The sequence below is a fragment of the Staphylococcus succinus genome (assembly GCF_029024945.1).
Taxonomy (GTDB): domain Bacteria; phylum Bacillota; class Bacilli; order Staphylococcales; family Staphylococcaceae; genus Staphylococcus; species Staphylococcus succinus.
In genome coordinates this window covers 2,700,924-2,712,895 of the sequence record NZ_CP118976.1, presented here as the reverse complement: position 1 = coordinate 2,712,895, position 11,972 = coordinate 2,700,924, and the positions used below count along the sequence as shown (strand labels likewise).

Here is an 11,972-nt window from a genome sequence, read left to right as displayed (position 1 = left end):
TTGAGCATAGGTTGAATATGATGGTATCATCAGTCGAACAGTATATCCAGAAGTACCACCTAAAGTTATTTATGGGTTAACAGAAAAAGGCAATGACCTTTTACCTATTATTGATATGATGGAAACCTTCGGAAAATATCACGGTGAACAACCTAAAAGTAATAAAGAATAGCTTTAATACTTTCTATAAATAATTGTAGAACATTGTTAAGTAGCATAAGTACTAATTTTAGTACTTGTGCTATTTTTATTGCCTACTTTTAAAATAAATATATAGGGTATATCATTACCAACAAAGCAGTACACAAATCTAATTAAGTCTAAATTATAAGGATGATATAAATATGAAAGTCGGTATTATCGGAGCTGGTCCAATAGGATCAACACTATCTAATAAATTTGTTGATAACGGACATACAGTAAAAATTGCAGATGTACGTAGCATAGAACATTTAAATAACAAAACATTCAGTGGACAGGCTGTAGATATAGAAAACGTGATAACAGATATAGACATTTTAATTCTTTCGATTCCTACAAATATTATTCCAGACATTAATAACATCATAGCACTTGTTTCTAAAGATGTTATTGTGGTCGATACTGCTAATTATTATCCATTTCGAGATAATCAAATCGAAGCTATTGAACATGGAACTCCTGAAAGCGTCTGGGTATCACAGCAAATAGGTCGAGAAGTAGTTAAAGCATTTAACAATTTACTCGCATATACGTTAGAAAATAAAGGTGCTTCTCAAGAATCTAAAAATCGTATTGCAATGGCTATCTCAGGAAATCATAGTTCAGCAAAAGAAAAAGTAGCTACTTTAATAAATGAAATAGGCTTTGATGTAGTAGACAATGGGGAATTAACAGATTCATGGAAACACCAACCAGGCACGCCTGCGTATTGTACAGAATTAACGAAAGCGGAATTAGCTCTCGCATTGGAAAAAGCTAACAAGGCAAAGGCTCCAACACTAAGAGATAAAATTATAGAAAACTTTTCCCCTGATTTCACTCATGAAGACACAGTGAATTTGAACAGAAAAATTTATAATGAAAAGTAATCCCTTCATGGAAAGAGCAACTTAATTGAATAAACTAGAAAAAGAGGCACAATAAGTCATTGTGCCTCTTTTTCTAGTTTATTCAAATGCTGTTGTATTAATCTCATGCTTATCTAAAAATTGTTCAACTTCTTGCTGTTTATTACCGTTCACATGCGCTTTGTATTTATCATTGATTTTATGTATTGCTTTAACATTTTTTAATTTTTTGTTATCAGAATTAGAATCTTCCATTGTTTCATCCACTTTATCGTTCAACTGATTTATGAATTCATTCGCAGAAGTTACATATGTACTTACTTTTAAACTTCCCTTTTTATATTCCTTCGGCAGTTTATTGCTTTCTATAAACTGTTTGAAATTGCCATCATTCTTATTTGTCAGTTTTGTCAGCTTATTTAATTTCATTTGATCTGTTTCATTTAATTCAGCGTTACTTCGAATTTTTGAAGTATTATCATCTAGTGCATCAAATGTATTTAAATACTTTTTAATGCTTGAGTCCATTTCATTTACACTAATATTTTCATTCTTTTTTTGACTAGAAAACACCTCTTTGGGAATTTCTGTTGCTTTCGCTTTTTGGTCTGACCCTTTGTTTTCAGATTCTCCATGACTACAGGCAGTTAATAATAAAGCTAACGCAATAACTGATGTGTATTTTATCAATTTCATAGTTCAAACTCCTCACCACAATATAATTTTTATCGAGCATATAGCATATTAATTATATATTCAATCATGTATTACCTGTCAATACAATAAAACATAAAAAATACTATTATTATCACAATAGTATTTCAATAACATAATAATTTTGTTAAACTAAATTTTGTGTCGAAAATTAGGAGGATGCAAATTGGAAATTTTATCCATGGAAAATATTAATAAGAAAATTAAACGGAAACATGTTTTGAAAGATATCACGTTTTCGCTTGAAGAAGGCCATATTATAGGTTTAGTTGGAGGCAATGGTGCTGGTAAAACTACGCTGATGAAAGTTATTTTAGGACTTTCTAACTATCAATCGGGTACTTTCAAAAAAAATATTAGCACAACACATAATGATATAGGTGCATTAATTGAAGCGCCTGGTCTTTATCCTTTTTTAACTGGTTATGAAAACATGAAATTAATCGATGAAGACGCAGATAATAAGCATATCGATCTTATTATTGAGCAATTAAAAATGGAAGACTTTATACATAGCAAGGCCAAAACTTATTCTTTAGGTATGAAACAAAAATTAGGCATAGCGCTCGCTTTCTTAAATCATCCTAAACTCGTCATTTTAGATGAACCGATGAATGGTCTAGATCCAAGAGCAGTTAAAGATGTGAGGGAAGCCATCATTAGCTTGCGTGAACAAGGCGTTACCTTCCTTATATCTAGTCATATACTAAGTGAGCTTGTCAAAGTAACAGATTCACTTCTCATTATTGATAAGGGCGAAATCGTAAGAGAAACAACTATGGAGCAATTGCATCAAACAGGTGAAAGCGACCTAGAGAATGTACTCCTTAATATTATTGAAGGTAAGGAGGAAGCGTAATAATGACAACACTTATAAAACAAGAATTATTCAAAATGTTCAAGAAAAAATCGTCTATTATTATTCCCATTCTTATTTTTATTTTAATGATTGGGTTAGCGATATTAAGTAAAAAATATCCTGATATCATGGGATCTAAAGCATTATTTAAACAAGGTTATAGTGCATTTTCATGGATTTTCTTCCTTATGATTATTCAGGCTAGTACGATTATAACGATGGAATTCCATTATGGAACGATTAAAAATTTATTATACAGAAACTATTCTAGAACAAGCATTATTATAAGTAAGATTATCTCATTAGTTATTTATTCACTCATCATATTTGTGATTAGTATTGTGATTAGTTTAATTCTTAACTTAACATTCTTCTCTGATGTAAATATTTTAAAACAATCGGGTGATCATCTTTCACTTTTACAAGATATGTTGTTAACTGCATTAAGTAATTATGTCGGCATGTGGTTATTATTAAGTTTAACGCTGCTTATCTCTTGTATATTCAAGAGTCCAGGTGTTTCTATAGCGATAGGTATTATTTTCTATTTTGCAATTTCTATCGTTTCAGGCATCTTGTTCGCATTGATTGATCAATGGGAATGGTTAAAATGGTTACCGATTAATATGTTGAATTTGAGTTCCCAAATTACAGATAATGAAGTATTTAAGGCACTAACTAAGCTAGAATTACATGAGCTATTTATCGGTAATAGCGTTTATATTATTATCTTCTTAGCTTTAGTGATCTTTGTTTTCAAAAAGAAAAATGTCTAAGTTTTATTACAATATCTAGTATAACTAAACGCTCTCTTATGCTACTAAGAGAGTGTTTTTTAGAAAGGTTGATAACATATGAATAGAGCGAAATTAAGACTTGTTTTTAATATTTTATTAGCAATCATCTCTTTTTGTTATATATCACTCATATGGATTATTGATATTAATGTGCTTGGATCAGTGATTTATTCAGTCTTGTTTTTTGGAGTACTTATTGTAAGAGATGTTATCGCTCCTAAAAAGCATAATGAAACGGACAAAAAATAACTAAACAAAGTCGGAGGTGTTTATATATGTCAGCTAAAATATTAGTAGTTTTTTTATTACTTTTTTATCCTATTTTGATTAAAGTAAAAAACAAGAAAAAGCGGGATAGTTATAGCTCCTTGGAAGAAAACAAGTAAATCAATGAATGTATTTTACTCGAAAGACGTTGTATGGAATATGAAGCAAACTGAATTAATAAATTAGAATTCTTCATTTATGTGATGTTAACATTGTCCGTTATAGTTTTAATGATAGTTTGTATTGTTAAGAGAATTTAAATCAAGGAGTGCGTATATGTTAAGTGAAAAAACCAAACGCTATGTCAAATTAGTAAATGATATGATAGGAATTTTTGTTACTATAGGTATCCTAATCATAATGGCTCTTCATTTTTATATGAATATAGAGCCTAATGGAAGTTCTGAATTGGGCTTTAAAGTTACAGGGCCTAGTATGGTTACTTTATATATTTTAATCGCAGTGGCTATCATGACAACTCTCATCTCATTTATGTGTAAAAGACAAAGAAAGACAAGATGAAAAACGAATAAGATTTATATCAATCCCCTCATTATTTATGGTAGTGAGGGGTTTTTGATATGACTTTATTGTATTTACTAATAAGACATTAAGTAAAATAAGCAACTGTAGAGGTGACATGATGTGAATGAAAGTTATAAAGAGAGTAAGGTGCCGTTCTGTAGAGAATAATACCTGAATTTAAGGTGAATCCATTATTAGAACATCTACGAATTAGTAAGCATATTTTCTTACAATAATAAGATATCTGATTGATATAACATTTTTGCAATATAATTTATGATTTATTTAATCAGAATATTCTGTTAATATTAAAATAGTTTGTAAGCGATTTCAAATAGGGGGAATAAGATGAAAAGATGGGGGATTTTAATAATCATTTTTTCAATTGTACTAGCAAGCTGTGGTAAAGAAAAAGATTCGAGCGCGTCAAATAAACAATTTCCTAATGAAACAGTAGAAATTGTTGCACCAGCTTCTCCAGGAGGCGGTTGGGATACTACAGCGCGTGCAGTTCAAAAAATTATGATTGATGAGCATTTAACTAAGCAAAACGTTAATGTAATAAACAAACCTGGAGGTGGTGGAGAAGTAGGATGGCAATATTTAAATTCACGTTCGCCTAATACTATTGCTATTAATTCAAGTTTATTATTATCTAACCATGAATTAGGATTAAGTGATTTAAGTACTGATGATTTCACGCCCATTGCTATCTTAGCAACGGAGTGGATTAGTTTAACAGCATCAAATCATTCAAATTTAAATTCTGGTAAGGAAGTAATGGAAAAATTAAAAGACGATCCTGAATCTTTAACGATAGGCGTCGCACCAGGTTTAGGGAATAATGATCATCTTGCATTTGTTCAAGCAGCAAAGGAATATGGTGTTGATGTAGATAAGATAGATTTCCTGGTATATAAAAGTGGAGGAGATTTACAAACATCTTTATTAGGAGGACATGTTGACGTTGCTTCTACTGCTGTATCTGAAGTAAAAGAACAACACCAAACTGGGAAATTGAAAATGTTAGCAGTTACTTCTGATAAGCCTGTTGAAGGTATTAAAGATGTACCTACTTGGAAAGAACAGGGCGTTGATGTTGTATTTCCACATTGGCGCGGCGTGATGGGACCGAAAGACATGTCACCAGAACAAATTGCCTATTGGGATAAAACGATGCAAGATGTAGTGAAATCAGATAGATGGCAAGAAATAAGAAAGAATAATGATTGGGAAAATTTTTATAAAGATAGTGAAGAGAGTGAAAAATTTTTAAAAGAACAACGTAAGAAATATAAAAAACTAGTCAAAGATTCAGGTCTGAAATAAGGGGGAGTGTATATGTCACGACTTGTCTTTCCAATATTATTAATATTATTTGGTGTAATTTATTTAGTATTAACTCTTAATATACCCAAATCGAACATTGGCGATCCTAATAGTCCAATGTATTTTCCAATGTTAGTTGGTCTATTGCTTCTTATAATGAGTATCATCTATTTCTTTCAAGAGTTTAAGAAACGCCACGAAACATTTACAGCATTTTCACAATTATTTGAAAGAAGAACATTTATGCGAATTGTAATAACCATCGTCCTTACAATTATTTATGCTTTAACATTTGAAAGTCTCGGCTTTTTAATTTCAACAATCATATTCTTAGGCGCTATTATGTTTTTAATTAATGGATATAAGCGATGGCTACAAAATATTTTAGTTACTGTGATTTTTTCTGGCATTGCATGGTATACATTCGCACAATTATTGAATGTCAGTTTACCTTAAGGAGGGGGATTTAAATGGGAATTGATACAGGCAGCTTTTTAGAAGGGTTAACCACTGCGTTTCATCCAATGAACCTTTTATGGGTTCTTATTGGTGGTTTCCTTGGTACTGTGGTAGGTATGCTACCTGGATTAGGGCCTGCGACTGCGGTGGCAGTACTCATACCTGTAACATTTGGCATGGAGCCAGTCAGTGCGTTAATTTTAATGGTTTCAATTTATTATGGTGCCATGTATGGTGGTTCAAGAAGTTCAATTTTACTTAATACACCAGGTGATGGATCAGCGATTGCGGCAACATTCGATGGTTATCCAATGACTAAAAAAGGAGAGGCTGGTAAAGCGCTAACAATATCAGCGGTTGCTTCATTAATTGGAGGTATTGTAGCTGTTATCGGTTTTATCATTTTAGCTAAACCGTTATCTGATTTTGCTTTGAAATTTGGCCCGCAAGAATATTTTTTATTATTCTTATTTACACTTTCAGCTATTGTTACTTTATCATCTGGTAAGATGATAAAAGGTTTTATTGCTACAAGTATTGGCTTAATTATTAGTACTGTAGGTGTGGATCTACAAACGAGTATTTATCGCTTTACATTTGATTTACCCCACTTAAGTGAAGGTATTAATTTCTTAGTCGTTATTATTGGAGTGTATGCCGTAGCAGAAGTACTATATAACTATTTGCACTTACACGCATTGAAACCACCTAAAGCGGAGGTAGGTTCGATGAAGCTATCTAAAGAAGATTGGAAAAAAACACGAGGAGCTATGTTTAGGCAAAGTCCTATTGGCTTTCTGATTGGTGTATTACCAGGCGCAGGTGGTTCTATTGCGGCAATGTTAAGCTATTCTACGGAAAAACAGATATCTAAAAATGGCAAGAATTTTGGAAAAGGTGAAATAGAAGGGGTAGCTGCACCAGAAGCTTCTAATAATGCGGCTGCAGTAGGTGCTTTAATTCCATTATTAACGATGGGTGTGCCAGGGTCAGGAACAACAGCTGTTATTTTAGGTGCGGTCGTCATGTTAGGTTTACAACCTGGTCCATTATTATTCGCAAATGAACCTGAAACGATTTGGACACTCGTTAACAGTATGTTTATCGGTAATATATTTTTAGTCATTTTGAATATTGCTTTAATAGGATTACTATTGAAAATATTACGAACACCACCAAAAGTGTTATATCCAATTATATTGGTATTGGCATTTATTGGTACATATACATTAGGTTATAGTATTACTGATTTCTATATTCTAATTGTTTTTGGTATTATTGGTTTAATTATGAAGTTATTGGATTTCCCACTAGCACCTTTGATTTTGGCAGCAATCATAGGTTCAGATATGGAACAAAACTTTCGTAAAAGTTTAATAGTTAGTAATAATAATGTAGTAGATATATTTTTAGGGTCACCACTAAGTATTGTTTTAACATTAATGACAATTATAGCATTATTTTATCCACTGATTATTAAAGGTTTTAAAAAGATGAAGGTAAAAAATTAGAATTAAAAATATACTGTCTTTTGGAGCTTGTTTGACTTGTTATGTGAAAGTGATTTTATCTGATAATCGAAAGCAACAACATACAATTTCTATTGTATGTTGTTTTTTATTACAATATTTTATATAAATAATCGGATTTTTATTAGAGGGAAATTTTGCTTTTGAAATAATTAAAAATGATTCAAACTTTCGATAATAATAAAAATTTAAAGAAATTAATTATATATTTTTTAGTTATATATTAATATAATAATTTAAAACAGGGTATATGTTTATTGTGGGAAAACTATGTATTTATATTATATAAAGAGAGGGGTGTAAAAATACAGTGAAGTATTCATTGTAAAGTTAGATTATTTTTATGGCATTTTCATTTAGTAAAAGTGAAATATATTTATTATATTAGGAGGTTAGCTTATATGTTTAAAAATATATTATTACCTTATGATTTTGAAAATGATTTTAGTTCTGTTCCAAGTTATTTAGAAAAAATAGTAGGTAAAGGTTCAACTGTTACTATTTATCATGTTGTTACAGATAATAATTTCGCAATGAATTTACAAGATTATATTGAACATAAAAATAATCTTATCAGAGAGAAAGAAGAAATGCTCTCTCCATTTTTACATGAATTGGATAAAAAAGAGATTCAATATAATGTAGAAATAGAATTTGGAGTTATTAAAGATACAATATTAGAAAAAATTAATAACGACGATGTTGACTTAGTAATTATGAGTAATCACAGAGTTAACTTAAATATTAAGCATATTTTAGGAGATGTGACACATAAAATTGCTAAAAGAAGCCCTGTTCCAGTGATGATTATTAAGTAATATTAAATAAAAAATGATATTGGAATGATTAGTTGTAATTGAAGTTTTTATATATTGAATTACATATTTTAAAAATTCGTAAGGAGGATTTTTATGAATAAAAAACAACGTGTAGTAGTTACAGGTATTGGTGCCCTTACGCCTATAGGTAATGATGCTGAGACCTCTTGGACAAATGCATTAAAAGGAGTTAATGGTATTGATAAGATAACTCGATTTAATACCCAACCGTATAATGTACATATAGCTGGTGAATTGAAAGATTTTAATATAGAAAATTATATATCTAAGAAAGAGTCTAGGCGTATGGATCGCTTTACACAATATGCAGTGGTAGCAGCTAGAGAAGCTGTTAAAGATTCCAAGTTACATATTAATGAAGATACTGCAAATAATATAGGCGTATGGATTGGTTCTGGTATGGGTGGTGTAGAAACTTTTGAGAATGCACACAGTACTTTAAAGTATAAAGGCGTAAAGCGTGTGAGTCCGTTTTTTATACCCATGCTTATACCTGATATGGCAACAGGTCAAGTTTCAATTGATTTAGGTACCAAAGGACCAAACGGTGCTACTATCACTGCGTGTGCTACAGGTACAAATTCTATAGGTGAAGCATTTAAAATTATTCAACGTGGTGATGCTGAAGCTATGATCACAGGTGGAGCAGAAGCACCAATTACCGAAATTGGCATTGCTGGTTTTAGTGCAAGTCATGCTTTATCCATAAATAATGATGCTGAAAGTGCATGCCGTCCATTTCAGCAAGAAAGAGACGGGTTTATTATGGGAGAAGGATCAGGAATTTTAGTTCTTGAATCTTTAAAATCAGCACAATCAAGAAATGCTAAAGTCTATGCAGAAGTGGTTGGTTATGGTTCAACTGGCGATGGTTATCACATTACTGCTCCAGCTATTGAAGGAGAAGGAGGGGCACGTGCAATACAAGCAGCAATAGAAGATGCACAAATAGAATCTAAAGAGATTCAATACTTAAATGCGCACGGTACAAGTACACCATTAGGAGATTTTACGGAAGTGCAAGCGATAAAGAAAGTTTTCGGTGATGATTTTAAATCTTTAAAAGTAAGTTCTACTAAGTCGATGACGGGACATTCATTTGGAGCGACTGGAGCTATAGAAGCGATATTTTCTATTTTATCTATTAAAGATAGTAAAGTTCCTCCAACTATTAATGCTACAAACCCTGATCTAGATTGTGATCTTAACTTGATAGCTAATGAATATGAAAATTTAGACGTAACGTATGCAATGAGTAACAGTCTTGGTTTTGGTGGACATAATGCTGTCTTGTTATTTAAAAAATATAATGAAAAATAGCTATACTTCTGCATTCTACTTTAGTAAAACAGAGCAATCTAAATCATTAAATTGCTCTGTTTTACTGCTAAATAAACCTTCTTTAATTCGCCCCTTTATTTTTCTGTCTAAATTTTCCATATCTTACTCACTTTCAAAATCCAAGTATTTTGTTAAAATGTTTTTCAAAATTATATTTAATGAAGAATATATACCTTATACAATAAGCCTATAACAGTTGTTGTAGCGTTATAGGTTGTTAATAAGATGTTTGTAATTGTCAAAAATAAATTTATGTTTTCTGAAGATCTTATTCATGTTGGATTAGTTTTTCTTTGATAATTAATCATAATGACATTTTAGAATGTAAATGAATTATCTTATATATAGAAGGAATTTGTTTTTAGAATACATGCAGTATCTGTGACAAATGCTTTTTCTTTGTTTAAGAAATGAAAGTATATGTACAGCATCACTTAGTTTAACTGAGTATTTCAACATATTAACGCCAAACTTGATGTTTAAAATCTAGGTCGGTAGGTGATTGGAGCCAATGAATGACACAAATAACATAGAGAGAGCTAAAGCATGGATTGAGCATGCAGACGCTATTTTAATCACTGCGAGTAATGGATTGTCGATATCTGAAGGCTATCATATTTTTGCTAACAACAATGACTTTAAAGAAAAGTTTAAATTATTCAATGAACAATTGGGCATTCAAAATATTGTACAAGGATTATTTTATAATTACCCAAGCGAAGGCATGAGGATATTGTTCTATCAAACTTTAATAAAATATATGATAACCGATTATAGTGGGAGTTCTGTATTCTATAATTTAAAGAAAATTATAGGAACCAAAGACTATTTTATATTAACTTCTAATGGTGATACACATTTCCAAATTAACAAATTTGATAAAGATAAAATTTTCGAAATTGAAGGGAATTTTTATAACGGATTATATAGAGATTTTAAAAGTATTGAAAACCAGCAATTATTATTCAAGCAATTTTTGGAGACGTATCGCAATAAAAAATTAGTGATACTTGAACTTGGTATTGGGAAGCGAAATACATTAATAAAAGCGCCAATAATGGATTTAGTATACAACGAAGCGTTCTATAGATATATTACTTTTAATTTACCACAGGAAATTTATATCAATAAAAACATTGAGAACCAATCAATTGCTATAGAAGGAGAGATAAATAAAACGTTGAAGGAGTTGTTAAAATGACAATAGAACAAGCGGGTTATAATCAACAGCAAATAATAGAATTAGTAAATAAAATCGAAGAAGCAGATTATATTTTGGTAGGCGGAGCGGCTGGTATGTCGATGGCCGGCGGTGGAGCAAATTGGTATGAAAACGATCAATCTTATCAAATTAATTTTAATGAATTTGAAGAAAAATATCATACGGGGAGTCTTTGGAATTTATTTTATAATCCTACTTGGGAATCAAGAAGCTCATATTGGGGATTTTTAGTTTCTTTGATACATTGGATAAAGAATGTAGACATTTTAGAACCATATGATGATTTAAAAAAATTGATAGAAGATAAAGCATATGATATTGTCACAACTAATCAAGATACACAATTTACTAGAGCGTTCCCTGAAAAAGATATAGCAATAATCCAAGGTTCATGGGACTATTTGCAATGTAGTTCTAGATGTCACGATAAAGTGTATGAAAGTCATAAAATTATTGAAGACTTATACAAACAATTACAAGGAACAGAGATACCACATCATTTAATTCCAAGGTGTCCAAAGTGTGGCGCTGAACTTGAAGGATGGATTAGAGGTAGAACGTTTTTGGAAGGAAGCTTTTATCATAAGCAGTATGCGAAATATCAACATTTTGCAAAACAAGCAACTGGTAAAAAAACAGTTTTTTTAGAGTTAGGTGTAGGAATGATGACACCAATGTTTATAAAAGAGCCCTTTATGAATTTAACGCTTCAAAATCCTGAATCAACATATATAACAATTAATCCTAAACATGCTATTGTTCCTCCAGAAATAGAACATCAATCATTAGCAATTCAAGGAGATATTGCTCAAGTTTTGAAAGAAGCTATAGATAGTAAAGCAAGAGTTATAAAATAATGAATTGTATATTTTACGATATTGTTAAAAATAGAGAATCAAACACAGGTGCATCTTATTTTCGAGATATAAAATAACCATGATTAATACTAAATTTAATTTTGAAACTATTAAGAGACTCCTTTTAAAAAGGAGTCTCTTTCAATAATGATTTAAATGTTAGCATAAAAAATATTCCAAATATT

General features: G+C 30.8%; 14 protein-coding genes. 13 read left to right on the top strand and 1 reads right to left on the bottom strand.

Annotated elements, in window-relative coordinates:
* Positions 1-25 precede the first annotated feature (25 nt).
* Positions 26-172: a winged helix-turn-helix transcriptional regulator gene (locus tag PYW31_RS13025; RefSeq protein WP_082104697.1), complete on the top strand. Its 147-nt coding sequence runs from the start codon at positions 26-28 to the stop codon at positions 170-172.
* 172 nt (positions 173-344) lie between these two features.
* Positions 345-1,070, top strand: a complete 726-nt coding sequence (locus tag PYW31_RS13020; RefSeq protein ID WP_046836013.1) for an NADPH-dependent F420 reductase — start codon at positions 345-347, stop codon at positions 1,068-1,070.
* 78 nt (positions 1,071-1,148) lie between these two features.
* On the opposite strand, the gene PYW31_RS13015 is transcribed toward PYW31_RS13020, so the two are convergent.
* The gene (locus PYW31_RS13015; protein WP_046836012.1) at positions 1,149-1,745 is read right to left on the bottom strand and encodes an NDxxF motif lipoprotein; all 597 of its coding nucleotides are present in this window, start codon (positions 1,743-1,745) and stop codon (positions 1,149-1,151) included.
* A gap of 184 nt (positions 1,746-1,929) precedes the next feature.
* Here PYW31_RS13015 and PYW31_RS13010 point away from each other — a divergent pair, with 184 nt between their 5' ends.
* From PYW31_RS13010 to PYW31_RS12960, 11 genes are all read left to right on the top strand, one after another.
* Positions 1,930-2,622, top strand: coding sequence for an ABC transporter ATP-binding protein (locus PYW31_RS13010; RefSeq protein ID WP_046836011.1), 693 nt, complete (start codon positions 1,930-1,932; stop codon positions 2,620-2,622).
* 2 nt (positions 2,623-2,624) lie between these two features.
* Positions 2,625-3,398 (top strand): DUF2705 family protein, encoded by a 774-nt coding sequence (locus PYW31_RS13005; protein WP_046836010.1) that lies wholly within the window; start codon positions 2,625-2,627, stop codon positions 3,396-3,398.
* A gap of 78 nt (positions 3,399-3,476) precedes the next feature.
* The gene (locus tag PYW31_RS13000; RefSeq protein ID WP_046836009.1) at positions 3,477-3,668 is read left to right on the top strand and encodes a hypothetical protein; all 192 of its coding nucleotides are present in this window, start codon (positions 3,477-3,479) and stop codon (positions 3,666-3,668) included.
* 294 nt (positions 3,669-3,962) lie between these two features.
* Positions 3,963-4,208, top strand: coding sequence for a hypothetical protein (locus PYW31_RS12995; RefSeq protein ID WP_046836008.1), 246 nt, complete (start codon positions 3,963-3,965; stop codon positions 4,206-4,208).
* Positions 4,209-4,559: 351 nt separating this feature from the next.
* On the top strand, positions 4,560-5,540 hold the full coding sequence (locus PYW31_RS12990) for a tripartite tricarboxylate transporter substrate binding protein (protein WP_046836007.1): 981 nt from the start codon (positions 4,560-4,562) through the stop codon (positions 5,538-5,540).
* 12 nt (positions 5,541-5,552) lie between these two features.
* Positions 5,553-5,996: a tripartite tricarboxylate transporter TctB family protein gene (locus PYW31_RS12985; RefSeq protein ID WP_046836006.1), complete on the top strand. Its 444-nt coding sequence runs from the start codon at positions 5,553-5,555 to the stop codon at positions 5,994-5,996.
* A 14-nt stretch (positions 5,997-6,010) separates the two neighbouring features.
* Positions 6,011-7,510, top strand: a complete 1,500-nt coding sequence (locus PYW31_RS12980) for a tripartite tricarboxylate transporter permease (protein WP_046836005.1) — start codon at positions 6,011-6,013, stop codon at positions 7,508-7,510.
* Between the two features lie 419 nt (positions 7,511-7,929).
* Positions 7,930-8,346, top strand: coding sequence for a universal stress protein (locus tag PYW31_RS12975; protein ID WP_046836004.1), 417 nt, complete (start codon positions 7,930-7,932; stop codon positions 8,344-8,346).
* A gap of 93 nt (positions 8,347-8,439) precedes the next feature.
* A complete protein-coding gene (fabF, locus tag PYW31_RS12970) occupies positions 8,440-9,687 on the top strand; it encodes a beta-ketoacyl-ACP synthase II (RefSeq protein WP_046836003.1) in 1,248 nt (415 codons plus the stop codon).
* Positions 9,688-10,219: 532 nt separating this feature from the next.
* The gene (locus PYW31_RS12965) at positions 10,220-10,909 is read left to right on the top strand and encodes a hypothetical protein (RefSeq protein ID WP_046836002.1); all 690 of its coding nucleotides are present in this window, start codon (positions 10,220-10,222) and stop codon (positions 10,907-10,909) included.
* The gene (locus PYW31_RS12960; protein WP_046836001.1) at positions 10,906-11,787 is read left to right on the top strand and encodes an SIR2 family NAD-dependent protein deacylase; all 882 of its coding nucleotides are present in this window, start codon (positions 10,906-10,908) and stop codon (positions 11,785-11,787) included. The genes PYW31_RS12965 and PYW31_RS12960 overlap by 4 nt, the downstream gene beginning before the upstream one ends.
* Positions 11,788-11,972: the final 185 nt, after the last annotated feature.